The 12,557-nt window shown below is 55.2% G+C and carries 12 protein-coding genes and 1 tRNA gene; all 13 read left to right on the forward strand.

All coding sequences use genetic code 11. The features are described from left to right. Positions 1-31: 31 nt before the first annotated feature. The 13 genes from G5287_RS16780 to G5287_RS16840 all read left to right on the forward strand — a co-directional run bounded on the left by G5287_RS16780 (position 32) and on the right by G5287_RS16840 (position 12,050). Positions 32-802, forward strand: a complete 771-nt coding sequence (locus G5287_RS16780; RefSeq protein WP_421231579.1) for an amino acid ABC transporter ATP-binding protein — start codon at positions 32-34, stop codon at positions 800-802. Then, a complete protein-coding gene (locus G5287_RS16785) occupies positions 795-1,592 on the forward strand; it encodes an amino acid ABC transporter permease (RefSeq protein WP_421231580.1) in 798 nt (265 codons plus the stop codon). The genes G5287_RS16780 and G5287_RS16785 overlap by 8 nt, the downstream gene beginning before the upstream one ends. 2 nt (positions 1,593-1,594) lie before the next feature. Continuing rightward, positions 1,595-2,416, forward strand: coding sequence for a transporter substrate-binding domain-containing protein (locus G5287_RS16790; RefSeq protein ID WP_227342560.1), 822 nt, complete (start codon positions 1,595-1,597; stop codon positions 2,414-2,416). After that, complete coding sequence (locus G5287_RS16795; RefSeq protein ID WP_323935409.1) at positions 2,416-3,321, forward strand: amino acid ABC transporter permease; 906 nt, start codon at positions 2,416-2,418, stop codon at positions 3,319-3,321. Before G5287_RS16790 ends, G5287_RS16795 begins: the two co-directional genes overlap by 1 nt. Next, a complete protein-coding gene (gene mepA / locus G5287_RS16800; RefSeq protein WP_227342556.1) occupies positions 3,315-4,052 on the forward strand; it encodes a penicillin-insensitive murein endopeptidase in 738 nt (245 codons plus the stop codon). The genes G5287_RS16795 and mepA overlap by 7 nt, the downstream gene beginning before the upstream one ends. A gap of 85 nt (positions 4,053-4,137) precedes the next feature. Beyond that, positions 4,138-4,728 carry a LemA family protein gene (locus G5287_RS16805; RefSeq protein WP_005346564.1) on the forward strand — a complete coding sequence of 197 codons (591 nt, stop codon included), beginning with the start codon at positions 4,138-4,140 and terminating at the stop codon, positions 4,726-4,728. Then, positions 4,725-5,450 (forward strand): TPM domain-containing protein, encoded by a 726-nt coding sequence (locus tag G5287_RS16810; RefSeq protein WP_227342552.1) that lies wholly within the window; start codon positions 4,725-4,727, stop codon positions 5,448-5,450. The genes G5287_RS16805 and G5287_RS16810 overlap by 4 nt, the downstream gene beginning before the upstream one ends. Positions 5,451-5,470: 20 nt before the next feature. Next, entirely contained in the window at positions 5,471-6,088 is a 618-nt protein-coding gene (locus G5287_RS16815) for a TPM domain-containing protein (RefSeq protein ID WP_005337196.1), read from the forward strand. Positions 6,089-6,233: 145 nt separating this feature from the next. Continuing rightward, a tRNA-Ser gene (locus tag G5287_RS16820) sits at positions 6,234-6,321 on the forward strand. An 83-nt stretch (positions 6,322-6,404) separates the two neighbouring features. Beyond that, the gene (locus tag G5287_RS16825; RefSeq protein ID WP_421231581.1) at positions 6,405-7,709 is read left to right on the forward strand and encodes a tyrosine-type recombinase/integrase; all 1,305 of its coding nucleotides are present in this window, start codon (positions 6,405-6,407) and stop codon (positions 7,707-7,709) included. Positions 7,710-7,945: 236 nt separating this feature from the next. Next, complete coding sequence (locus tag G5287_RS16830) at positions 7,946-9,097, forward strand: tyrosine-type recombinase/integrase (protein WP_421231582.1); 1,152 nt, start codon at positions 7,946-7,948, stop codon at positions 9,095-9,097. A gap of 83 nt (positions 9,098-9,180) precedes the next feature. Next, complete coding sequence (locus G5287_RS16835) at positions 9,181-10,155, forward strand: site-specific integrase (RefSeq protein WP_106843738.1); 975 nt, start codon at positions 9,181-9,183, stop codon at positions 10,153-10,155. A 542-nt stretch (positions 10,156-10,697) separates the two neighbouring features. Further along, complete coding sequence (locus G5287_RS16840) at positions 10,698-12,050, forward strand: VapE domain-containing protein (protein ID WP_106843739.1); 1,353 nt, start codon at positions 10,698-10,700, stop codon at positions 12,048-12,050. Positions 12,051-12,557: the final 507 nt, after the last annotated feature.

The following is a 12,557-nucleotide window of genomic DNA, read 5'->3' on the forward strand; positions in this document are numbered from 1 at the left end:
ATCCCCCTATAAAATCAATACCATGGCATAAATGATTCTCAGTGGAACCCGCTTCTTGACCAGCTCGCAATCCTGTGTGCGCTTTTGTGGCGTCGACAAATTCTATGGCGATTTTCAGGCGCTTCATCACATCGATCTCACCATTGAACGGGGAGAGAAGTGGGTCATCTGTGGCCCGTCAGGCTCGGGAAAATCGACCCTGATCCGCACCATCAACGGGCTGGAGGGGATCGACGGCGGCCAGCTGTTCCTGTTTGGCGAGCCGGTGACCCCCGCCTACCTGCGCCGCCTGCAAGGTCGGGTTGGCATGGTGTTTCAGCAGTTCAACCTCTTCCCCCATATGACGGTGCTGGAAAACCTGATGGTGGCGCCGGTGCACACCCTGGGGCTGCGCCCTCAGGAGGCCAAAGCCCGGGCGCTCGGGCTGCTCGAGCGGGTGCGCATTCAGGCACAGGCCGACAAGTACCCTCACCAGCTCTCCGGCGGCCAGCAGCAGCGGGTCGCCATCGCCCGCTCCCTCTGCATGCAACCCGAGCTGATGCTGTTTGACGAGCCCACCTCCGCCCTCGACCCCGAGATGATCCGCGAAGTGCTCGATGTGATCCGCGAGCTGGCTGACGAGGGGATGACCCTGATCTGCGTCACCCACGAGATGGGCTTTGCCCGTCAGGTGGCGGATCGGGTGCTCTTTATGGACGAGGGCAAGATCATCGAGTCGGCCCCGCCCACCCAGCTGTTCAACGCCCCCCGGCACCCGCGAACCCAGGCCTTCCTCGAACAGGTGCTCAGCTATCATGGCTAGGCTCAAACGCCCCCGCCTGCTTGGCTGGCTGTCGGGCACAGTGATGCTCTCTGTGTTGCTCGGCTGGGCGCTCTATAGCGGCGCTCGCCAGATGGGCTATGAGTGGCAGTGGCAGCGGGTGTTGCCCTTTCTCGGCGAATTGGATGAGGGAACCTTTTATGCCGGCCCCTTGCTAAACGGCCTGCTGGTCACTTTGCAGGTGGCGCTGCTCAGTCTGTTGGGCACGATGGCGGTCGGTGTGTGCGTAGTTAGCCTGCGGCTGCTTCCCTCCATGCTCGGCCCCTGGCTCGCCATCGCCTATCTGGCGCTGGTGCGCACCACGCCCCAGCTGGTGCAGCTCTATATTCTCTATTTCTTGCTGGGCCCCATGCTGGGATTGACCCCCCTTGCCTGCGCCGTGTTGAGCCTCTCCCTCTATCAGGGGGCCTTCACCGCCGAGGTGTTGCGTGCAGGGGTACAGGCCATTCCCAAAGGACAGTGGGAGGCAGCCCACTCCCTTGGCTTGTCGCGAACCATCACCCTGCGCAAGGTGATCCTGCCCCAGCTGGTGCGCATCACCTTGCCGCCGCTCACCAACGAGCTGGTCTCCCTTATCAAACATTCGGCGCTGGTGAGTGTGATCGCCATCTTCGATCTGACCAACGAAGGGCGTACTCTGGTTGCCGATACGTTTCTGACCTTTGAGGTGTGGTTTACCGTAGCTGCCCTCTATTTGCTGTTAACCCTGACGCTGTCAGCCTGTTCGCGGTCACTGGCCCGTCACCTGAATCCGGATCAACAAGGACGCTAACCATGAATCTGTCATTCAAGACCACCCTGTCGGGCGCAGCCCTGCTGCTGGCAAGCCTGCTCACTCCGGCACTGGCAGAAACTGCCCCCTCCGACACCCAGGCACAGATCGAGCAGAGCGGTACCCTGCGGGTCGGCATGTCCACCTTCACCCCCTGGGCGATGCGCGACAAGCAGGGGGCCCTGATCGGTTTCGAGATTGACGTGGCCCGTCGCCTCGCCACAGATAACGGCTGGCAGGTAGAGTTCGTGCCTACCGCCTGGGATGGCATCATCCCCTCCCTGTTGGCGAAAAAATATGACGTCATCATCGGCGGCCTCACCATCACCCCCGAGCGGGAGAAGAGCGTGCGCTTCACCCAGGCCTACTCCCATTCGGGGGTGCAGCTGGCCGCCTCCAGCACCCTGGCCAAAGAGAAGAAAACCGTGGCGGACTTCAACCAGCGCGGGGTGATCCTGGCGGTACGTCGTGGCGCCTCACCGGTACAGGTGGCAAAAGAACACTTCCCCAAGGCCACCCTGCGCCAGTTCGATGACGAGTCACAGGTATTTCAGGAGGTGCTGAACGGCCGCGCCCACGGCGCCCTCTCCTCTTCCCCGAAACCCGAGCAAGAGGCGCTGCGCCACCCGGATGCCCTCTTTATGCCGTTTGCCGAGCCGTTGGCACAAGGCGATGAAGGCTTTGCCCTGCGCAAGGGGGATGATGCCCTGGCTGAGCAGTTCAACGAGTGGATCGCCGCCCGTCAGGCCGATGGCTGGCTCAAGGCGCGCCATGACTACTGGTTCAAGTCGCTGGCATGGGAAGCGCAGGTCGCCAATCCCTGATGCTGATGGCCCTCAAACAGACCATCCGGCGCATCGTCCGGGAGCCATGTCGGAACATCAACTGGCTGGATGGGGCGATCGCCCTGATCCTGCTGCTGGCTGGCCTCTGGCTGGCCAGCCGCTTGCACATCGGGGTGGCCTATCAGTGGCGCTGGCATGAGGCCTTCGATCTGCTGTTCACCCCAGGCCCTCACGGCGAGTTGCCCTACTTTTTCAGCGGTCTGCTCACTACCTTGCGCATCGCCCTGCTCGGCATGGTGCTGGCGCTGCTGCTCGGCACTGCGCTGGGGGTAGCCGCCTTCAGCCGCCGACCCTGGCTGGTGATGCCCGCGACCCTGTTTATCCAGCTGATCCGCAATCTGCCGCCGCTGGTCTTTATCTTCATCTTCTACTTCTTTATCGCCAACCAGCTGCTGCCTGCAAGCGGCCTCTCCCGCTGGCTCGGCACCGTATCACTCTCCCCGTGGCAAGAGGCGCTGTTTGGCCCACCAGCCCGCTGGGAGAACCTCATCTCAGGCACCCTCTGCGTTGGCATGATCAGCGCAGCCTTCGTCGCCGAGATCGTCCGCGCCGGGCTGGCCGCCATCCCCCGTGGCCAGTGGGAGGCGGCGCAGAGCCTCGGGCTCTCTCCCTGGGTGCGGCTGCGCCATGTGATCCTGCCGCAGGCCATGCTGCTGATGCTCCCCCCCCTCACCGGCCAGCTCATTGCGCTGGTGAAGGATACCGCCATCGTTTCCCTTATCTCGGTGCAGGAGCTCACCTTCGTCGGCACCGAGATGGCCAACTCCAGCGGACTGGTCTACGAGGTCTGGCTGCTGGTGGCCGCGGCCTATTTATTTATATGTTTGAGTCTGTTCGTATTGCTGAGCCGACTCGAAGCAAGACAAGGAGCACGCACATGCTGACGTCCCTGTTGCTGGCGACTGTCTTGCAAGCGGAAGCCATCGGTGGTTATGCCGCCGGGTGCCTGAAAAACGGCGTATCCCTGCCCCTTGAAGGGCCGGGTTATCAGGTGATCCGCACCAAGCGGCTACGCTACTACGGCCACCCCGACCTCATCCACTATCTGCAAGCGCTGGCCAACCAGACCCGCATGGCCGGGCTGCCGGATCTCTATATCGCCGATCTGGCGATGGCCCGTGGCGGCCCCTTTACCTCCGGCCATCGCAGCCATCAGACCGGACTTGATGCCGATATCTGGTTTCGCATGGCCAACCGCCCCATCAGCAAATGGGAGCAGGATGCCCCCAAGGAGTGGGCGCTGATCGACGAACCCAGCTACAAGATGTTACCGGGCCGCTTTGGCCCCCAGCAGCTCACCCTGCTGCGGCTTGCGGCCAGCAAACACGAGGTGGCCCGCATCTTCGTCAATCCGGTGATCAAATCCGCGGTCTGCCAACAGGCTGGTAACGAACCCTGGGTCGCCAAGCTACGCCCCTGGGTGGGCCACTTCAGCCACTTCCACGTGCGGCTGCGCTGCCCGGTGGGCAGCCCAGATTGCGAGCCCCAGGCTCCCATTCCGCCCGGCAATGGCTGTGGGGAAGAGCTGGCCTCCTGGCTCAAAGACAAGCCCCAGTTGCCCAAGGTCTCCGGCATCAACAAGCGACCTGAGCTACCTGCGCGTTGTGGCAACTGACCCCAAGCTGGTATGGTGGTGCACTCTTGGTCGTACACCATCCATGGCGCACTATCGACTCGAAATATCAAAGGAGAACAACAAGATGGCCACATCACTCTGGCGCAGAACCACGCAGAGCCTGTTGACCCTGACCCTGCTGCTCGGCCTGACCGGCTGCGGCATGAACAACATCCCGACCCTGGATGAGCAGGTTAAAGCAAGCTGGGGGCAGGTGGAGAACCAGTATCAGCGCCGCGCCGACCTCATTCCCAATCTGGTCGCCACCGTCAAGGGCTACGCCAGCCATGAGCAGGAGACCCTAAAGGCGGTCACCGATGCCCGCGCCCGGGTCGGCAGCGTGCAGGTGAGCGACCCTGCCCAGCTCAAGGAGTTTGAAGCGGCCCAGAACCAGCTCTCCAGCGCCCTCTCCCGCCTGATGGTGGTGGTAGAACGCTACCCCGAGCTGAAAGCGGATCAGCAGTTCCTTGCCCTGCAGGCCCAATTGGAAGGAACCGAGAACCGCATCTCGGTGGCTCGCCGCGACTATATCGAGGCGGTGCGCCAGTTCAATACCGAGATCCGCACTTTCCCCGGCGTCATCTGGTCCAAGTTGCTCTACTCGGACCTGGAGGCCAAACCCAGTTTCAGTGCCAAACCCGGTGCCGATGAGGCGCCCAAGGTCAGCTTCCAATGAAGATGATGCTGCGCTGGTTTCTTCCCTGTCTGCTGCTCTGGGCCAGTGCCCTGCAAGCGGCACCGGACTTCCCGACGCTGAGCGGACGGGTGGTGGATGAAGCCAGTCTGATGTCCCGCAAACAGGCCCATCAACTGACCCAACAGCTGGCCGCCTTTGAAAAGCGCAGCGGTATCCAGCTGGTGGTGGTCTCTGTCGACAGCCTCGATGGGGAGACTATCGAGGAGTACGGCTACCAGCTCGGTCGCCACTGGGGGATCGGCCAGAAAGGCAAAAACAATGGCGTGCTGTTGCTGATCGCCCAGGATGAGCGCAAGGTGCGGATCGAGGTGGGATATGGGCTAGAAGGCGCCCTGCCCGACGCCATCGCCGCCAACATCATCCATGGCCGCATCCTGCCCGCCTTCAAACGCGGCGATATGGTGGCCGGGATCATGGCGGGCAGCCAGAGCATCATGAAGGCACTCGCCGGAGAGTATCAGCCGGTCGAGCAGCCGAAAAGTGACAACGGCGGCGGCCCCTTGCTGTTTATTCTGGTGGTGATTGCGATGATCGTGCTCCACAACCTGCGCGGCGGTGGTGGCGGTGGGCCAGGAGGACGACGTCGGTCGGCCTACATGGCCGGTGGATTGGGTGCCGGCTCCTTTGGTGGTCGCTCTGGCGGCGGATTCAGCGGTGGCGGCGGCAGTTTTGGTGGCGGCGGAGCCTCCGGTGGCTGGTAACAGGAGTAAAGAGACAAATCATGATTTCTAAACAGTTCTTCCACACGCTTCAGGCCAAGGTGCGCGAAGCGGAGCTAGAGACTGATGCTGAACTGGTCACCGTGCTGGCCCCGGCCAGCGATGGCTATCGCTACATTCCCACCCTCTGGGCGGCGCTGCTGGCGATGCTCACCCCGCTGCTGGTGTTCCAGCTCGGCTTCTGGCTCGGCTGGTACGAAATCCTGCTGGTGCAGTGGTCGGTCTGGCTGCTGCTGAGCCTGCTGTTCCACTGGACCCCCATCAAGATGCGGCTCATCCCGAAGAAGGTTCGCCAGCACCGGGCGGCCCTGATGGCTCGCCTGCAATTTGTCGAGCAAGGGCTGCACCGCACCCGCGACCGGCTCGGGGTGCTGATCTTCGTCTCGGCCGCCGAGCACTATGTAGAAATACTGGTGGATGACGGCATCGCCCAGCATATCGACAACGGCCAGTGGCAGGAGATCATCGACGACTTCGTGGCGCGCGTGCGCAACAAGGAGATCGAACAGGGTTTTCTGGAGTGCGTGGAGCGCGTTAGCGCCATTCTGACCGATGCCTTCCCGGCCACCCGGGATCAAAACGAACTGCCGGACAGTCTGATCATCCTCGACAAGCCCTGATCCGGTTTAAAAAATCGGCATTCTGCACAAGGGTTAGGCATTCGGAAAAGATTATGAAAAATAAGGGGAAAAGAGGTTGACCCACACAGCCCTTTCCCCTAAATTACGCCCCGTTCCAGCGCAACAGCGCAGCGAACGAAAATTTGGTGAGGTGTCCGAGTGGCTGAAGGAGCACGCCTGGAAAGTGTGTATACGGCAACGTATCGAGGGTTCGAATCCCTCCCTCACCGCCAAATATAACCCGTTGAATTTCAACGGGTTTTTTCATTTCTAGACTTACGTGATTTTTTTCCTGGATCAACTGGGTGGAACAATCATGTATCTGAGTAAAAATGCCTCCGGCACCTACTACACTCGTCTCCCGCTGCCTAAGTCATTACGTGACCGTGGCTTGCCCTTCGCTATCCGTACTTCCCTTTGCACCAAAGATCGTCAGCTCGCTGTAGACCGAAACCTGGCTGTGGCAGCTCGTACTCGCGCACTGATCGCGGCTACCCCTGCTGATACTTCCCCTCGCAGTTTCTATCGCTGGATCCGCGCCGATCTTGACGCGTTCAAAGCTGCTGGGTTCATCCCTCCTCAAACACCTTCCACACCTCGTGAACCTTCTGTTGATGCCTCAGCTTGCCCCAGCAGTGGGATCATGCTCACCCACGCATTGGCGAAATTCATCGAGACTAAAACCAGTGAGGGGATCCAGCATAGGTCGGTGGGCCAGCTCCAACTTCGGATCAACGCCTTCGTCACCTGGGCCAAAGGGGTCAAAGCCGATCAGGTGACCCCAACCTTGGCGCAGGAGTACCGCAACATCTTGCTGCGCAAGAGCGACATCAGTTTCAAAACTAAGACCGATTATCTGGCAGCCCTGAAACAGTTCTTCCGTTGGTGCGTGGCACTGGACTATTGCAGTCGTAACCCTTTCGATGGGCTGACGGCAGGTAAAAGACCGAACAAACGGGCGGATGAAGAGCGAGTGCGCTGGCATCGCCCTCAACTGGCCCAACTGTTTGCCAGCCTGCGCAGCAAACAATCCCAGAAAGGCAGAAAGTTGAAAATCCAGGACTGGTGGGTACCGCTCTTGTGCCTGTACGCAGGGCTGCGTCCCTCTGAGGCCTGTCAGCTCAAAACTCTGAACGTCAAACAGGTCGAGGGGATTTGGTGTCTGATGGTTGATGCGGGAGAGGTGGATCAGCAGCTCAAGAGTGCCAATGCGTACCGTACCGTGCCGCTACATAGTGCGTTGATCGGACATCAATTCCTGGACTATGTGGAGAGTCGTCGCGGTCAGGGGCAGGTATTTTTGTTCGATGACCAACCATCAGGCAAAGACGATGACTGGGCGCATAACATCACCTGTCGCTTCCAACGCCACCTCAATGATGCTGGCATCGTAGGTCAGGGCCGCCCCACCATTTACGGGATGAGACACTCGTTTATCGATGAGCTGCAACAGGCGGACGTTGCTGAGCATATTGTGGCCGAACTTGCGGGACACAGTAAAAATGGCCTGACGTTTGGGCGCTACGGCAAGCGACTAGGTATTGCGTTGCTGCGAGAAAAAATCGAGTTAATCCCCAGCGATTTAGTCGATTTTCGAATATCAGGCGAAATAGGCATTTGAGTGGGTGAGGTATACCCACTCACGTGCTCACCTGGCAAGGTAACATGTTGATTTTCATCATTAAAACAGTATGGCTTGCTTCTGCTGTTACTGGTCATTAATTTGACAATTTATTTATTTCAAATATATTGAAGGTTGACATTAAATTAGTTTTTGTTAGGTTTCACTTTTTATTTGACTTGGTTTTTACTGAGTGTAATCCTGCGCGAAATTATAATAATAAAAACAGGGTGCACATGAAAAACAACAAGAATCTAAAATCAGATCCTCGTGAAAAAACGTTCAAAACCGCAGTAGAGGAACACCTGAACATAAAATATCAACAGGTATCAGACGCAACCTATGATGTTTTGTGTAGAAAGGCCAGGCAGCTTATCCGTAAATGGGGAAAAAAGAAGCTGATTGATATTAATGCAACCGACATCGAAATGTATATAGCCAAACTGCTAAAACGCCTCAAAGGCAACACGGTCAATCAGTATATTGACATTATGCGACAAGTATTTAACAGGGCCTATCGAGATGGCATTATAAAAATCAATCCGATGTGTCATGTCAAAAATTGTCGATTTGAGGTGGTAGAGCCTCAGCCATTCCTGCAATCAGAGATCCAGTTATTTATTGCACATCAACATATCAACCCTATTGGTGCAGCAATAATCCAGGTTGGTATTTCCACTGGACTGCGGATCAGCGAATTGTTGGCAATTAGCCGTGAGGCTATCGACCTGGATAAACGTACACTGCGTGTTGATCTGGCCCTGGTAGATGGTTGCTATAAAACGCCGAAAACCAAAAGCTCCTGCCGAACAGTCGAGTTGACTGTCCCCGCAGTGCAGGCACTACGCACTCTTCTGGAGCATGCTAGGCATCGCAAAGAGAAAGCGATTTCGGTCATGTGTGCTGACAATCGTACGCGGATCAAACTGCGCCGGACTTTATTAGCCTATTATCCGGATAAACGACGTCAATACACCAGCGTCGATGAATTCAGAGAGGATTTTTTTGAGCCGTTTTGTGCCACTGCGGGCCTTGCCTACCGAGGGCCATCGCAATTTAGACATACCTATGCCAGTCAACTGTTGTCCGCAGGTGTTAATATCGAATGGATTGCCAAACAGATGGGGCATACAAGTACCGCAATGATCAGGCGTCATTATGGAAAATGGTTAGTTGAGGATGCTGCGGATTTCAAAACATTAGCCGAAAACGCTCTTGCTCGTTGTTTCCGCCTTAATGAGACGCAGGCTCTGGTTCCGGCCAACAACTCAGAACTGGACATGACTAAACTAATTGCCGACCCACAAATTCAGCAATATTTATTAGGGCTGGTTGCTCAATCAATGAAAAACATACATGTTGGTGAACCGCATTCTCAATCAGATTAGCGATAACTACTGTGATTCACATCGATATATTATTGATTCGATAACACGTTAAATAAGGGCCGTTAAGAGCCTAAGGAAAGATGATGGCGACTGATAAAACAAAAATTGAATATGAAAAGATTGCAAAGCATTTTTATATTCGTTTGGAAAGAAAATGTATCAAACTTACTGCTAAAAATATCTCAGATGAATTGTTGGCTTGTGCTCCTGAATATCGGCCCGCCTACTGGCGTCGCCTACGCGGGGCTCTTGCACATCATCAACGCACCTTAGGATATGACGATGCAGCTACACGCATTCTAGCATTGCATAACCCAGTCACAGCCAAAGGCAGCACGCTTTCCGTTAAACAGAAGCAGACTCGAGTTAAGTCGATCGCAGCAGAAGATGAAACTGCGCTTATTGACTATTTTAATGCACGGAATGATAAGTGCATGGTGGCTGCGATTAAACTGTTCAAACTCACCGGTATCAGACCCACAGAGCTGGCTGGCGTAACAGTCGATAGTAATCGGCTAACTGTTATCGGAGCAAAAAAGAGCCATCATGGTACACGCGGAGCTGACAGAGTGTTACAGCTGGATGGAATAACAGCACTGACGTTGTATATGCTTGTTACATTAGCACAAAAAGTAAATGTTGGGTGTCTGCAAGACAAACTACGCGCTGCGGGGAAGAATTTATGGCCGAAGCGCAAACATCTCCCTACATTTTATAGCTGGCGCCATCAAATGGGTTCTGAGCTCAAGGCATCAGGTATGGGGCGTTTACAAATTGCCTATTTGATGGGGCACCAAGCGACAGCCTCGATTGATCGTTACGGAAATCGAAAATCAGCAAAAGGAGGGCGCTTGCCGAGCTGTCCTGCTGATGCTGACCTGAGCCATATTAGAGTGACTCATAGCGTGCGGTCTACAGATAATAAAAATTACATCCAGCCGAGCACACCAATTTTGGTAGTCGAGCCAAATGAGGGTTCAAATGCGAAAGATAAATCAACCGGGATGGCTGCCTATATAAAAAGAAATAAACAAAAAGATGATGGTCTTTCGCGATAATCAGAACCACTATCACTCGATAAAATAAACATGCTAGAAAATACAAACACCTAACTATGATCTTCATTGGCGTAAATATAACATGTGACACTTACGAATGCGCACGTAAGTGCGCCATGAAAACAATCGTAAGTACGCAAAGAAATACAACCGTAAGCACGCTATTGAAAACCATACTTACGCACGTAAGTATGGGGGTGTGTCGAGGTTACGAGACCGGAACCCCCGTAGGTTGCGCAGCGACCGGAGTGGGGTGGAGAACCCTTTTTTATGGATGGTATGAAGCGGTCAATATGGGATGACGAAGGAGGCGGGTATAGGGGTCAAGGTGGAGTCTGACTCGGGACGAGGAGGAACAACCTTGACGCCTATATCTCGGTGACGGTCATCCCATATTGATGGCGCAATACCATTCATAAAAATTGTTTGAAATTAATTGAGTGGAGCTGTTTATATTTTAACTACCCCACTCAATTAAAAAGTAGAAAATGGCAGAGGTTATATATAACAACAATCAGGTGATAACACCGAGGATAATAAAAATGAAAAATAATAAAAACAAAACAGCGGGGCATGATATTTCGTCATATGACGGTCAGAAGGACGGTGCTGCCACACAACAGGTGCAGCAGGCTGTCAGGTCGGTGATGCAGGATAAACTGCTGACTCTGCCGGATATGAGCCCTACTGGCCGCCCCATCAAAACCAGCTCGAATTTGTTTGCTCTTATCACATTCAACGGTTGGGATCCACGCTACAACCTGATGACGGGTGAGGCAGAACTGGCTGATGCGGATGGTGAGCGTCTGGGAGGCTCTGAGGCGGGTCAGCGATCCGCGCTGGTTGATGCCTGCCAGTTGGCAGGTGTGCCGGATGCCGTGATTGAGGAGCACCTGATCGCAATTTGTGAGCGCCACAGTTATCACCCTGTGCGTCAGTGGCTCGAACGTGGGGCACCGTGGGATGGGAAACCGCGCATCGATGCGGTGATTGCTACCCTCAATGCTGCTAATCCTGTCTATGCGAGTGCGGTGTTACATGCATGGCTGGTTGGGTGTGTCGCTGCACTCTATCAACCGCGCTGGTACTCGAAATTGGTGCCTGTGTTGGTGGGGGCACAGTCCTATCGAAAAAGCGCCTGGGTGAGCCGTCTGGCTGCTGTGGTCCAAGGTTCGACCCTCGATTGTGCCATCAATCCAGACAAGCCTGATGATGTTCGTCGCGCAGTGTCTGCATGGGTTGTGGAGCTGGCTGAGCTTGAGAGTACGACCCGACATGAGGCGGGTAGCCTCAAGGCTTTTTTGACCCGAGAGAACGACAGCTATCGCCTACCCTATGCCCGCAGCATGACCACCAAAAAGCGCCAGACTTCATTTATTGCCACGGTCAACGGGACGGATTTTCTCAAGGATACAACCGGTAACGCGAGATTTGCGGTTATCGAGTTGGCTGCGGCAGCTGATGTTGAGCGCCTCAATACGGTCCTGGGCTGGAGCTGGAGTGCAGGCCGTTTGTCCCAGACAGACCCTGAGCAACTGCGCCAGTTTTGGCTGGAGGTAAGGGAGCGCTATGAGTCAGGAGCAACGTGGTTTCTGGATGATGCAACAGCTGCACTAGCTGCATCGGAAAACGATGCTCACACAGACAAGGGTCCATATTATGAGGTTATATACCACCACCATCTATCGCGTCCACTGGCCTCATCTGAATGGCTCACGGCGAGCGGGCTGTGCGCCCGCCACGGTGAGAGGCTGAGCATGGCGAGTAGTTGGGGTAAGGCACTCCGGTTGCTCGCGAGCGAGGGCAAGCTCCAGAGCCGCAGGGCGCGTTCTAATAGGACCGAGTACCTGCTGCCCGTCGATAGCGCCAAAGAGAAGGGCAAAGCCGACAAGTGACTCTTAAGCCCTGTCGATAAGGCGGGGCTTTTTTCTGCTCATCTATTGGGTAGATGATTAATTGGTTAAGTACATGTTAAGTGGTTTTTCTAGCTTCTTAACCAGCCTCAAACCCTCGCCATTACTGACCTACAGTGGTTTTTGGTTAATTGATTAAGGTGATTTATATATAAACACTGAGTAAACCTTGATAAGAGCCCATCCAGCACTCACCACGCTTCATAGCAACTTCACTTACTCAGCTTAACCATCATTATGTCAAACGTAGCCATAGCAAGGCTCTGAGGCTAATTAAGAGGGGATTCACTCGTTTAACCGCATCTAACCAAAGTAACCCATGACATCCAATAAAGATTACCGATCACCACCACTCGACAGGTGAATTAGGGCATGAGGCTGTAAAGCGCAGGGAGACTCAGATTTTCTTATTGCCGTTGAGTGCTCAACGGCAGATTAGCCACATCAACCCCTCTGCGCCCTTGTTGGTGATTATCAGTCCGCACGAGT

The organism is Aeromonas sp. 603079, assembly GCF_049172135.1.
GTDB lineage: Bacteria > Pseudomonadota > Gammaproteobacteria > Enterobacterales > Aeromonadaceae > Aeromonas > Aeromonas veronii.

Excerpts from the sequence above, each read along its gene's own strand:
- G5287_RS16780 (WP_421231579.1), top strand. The coding sequence starts at position 32 with ATGATTCTCAGTGGAACCCGCTTCTTGACCAGCTCGCAATCCTGTGTG.
- G5287_RS16785 (WP_421231580.1), top strand. The coding sequence starts at position 795 with ATGGCTAGGCTCAAACGCCCCCGCCTGCTTGGCTGGCTGTCGGGCACA.
- G5287_RS16790 (WP_227342560.1), top strand. The coding sequence starts at position 1,595 with ATGAATCTGTCATTCAAGACCACCCTGTCGGGCGCAGCCCTGCTGCTG.
- G5287_RS16795 (WP_323935409.1), top strand. The coding sequence starts at position 2,416 with ATGCTGATGGCCCTCAAACAGACCATCCGGCGCATCGTCCGGGAGCCA.
- mepA (WP_227342556.1), top strand. The coding sequence starts at position 3,315 with ATGCTGACGTCCCTGTTGCTGGCGACTGTCTTGCAAGCGGAAGCCATC.
- G5287_RS16805 (WP_005346564.1), top strand. The coding sequence starts at position 4,138 with ATGGCCACATCACTCTGGCGCAGAACCACGCAGAGCCTGTTGACCCTG.
- G5287_RS16810 (WP_227342552.1), top strand. The coding sequence starts at position 4,725 with ATGAAGATGATGCTGCGCTGGTTTCTTCCCTGTCTGCTGCTCTGGGCC.
- G5287_RS16815 (WP_005337196.1), top strand. The coding sequence starts at position 5,471 with ATGATTTCTAAACAGTTCTTCCACACGCTTCAGGCCAAGGTGCGCGAA.
- G5287_RS16825 (WP_421231581.1), top strand. The coding sequence starts at position 6,405 with ATGTATCTGAGTAAAAATGCCTCCGGCACCTACTACACTCGTCTCCCG.
- G5287_RS16830 (WP_421231582.1), top strand. The coding sequence starts at position 7,946 with ATGAAAAACAACAAGAATCTAAAATCAGATCCTCGTGAAAAAACGTTC.
- G5287_RS16835 (WP_106843738.1), top strand. The coding sequence starts at position 9,181 with ATGGCGACTGATAAAACAAAAATTGAATATGAAAAGATTGCAAAGCAT.
- G5287_RS16840 (WP_106843739.1), top strand. The coding sequence starts at position 10,698 with ATGAAAAATAATAAAAACAAAACAGCGGGGCATGATATTTCGTCATAT.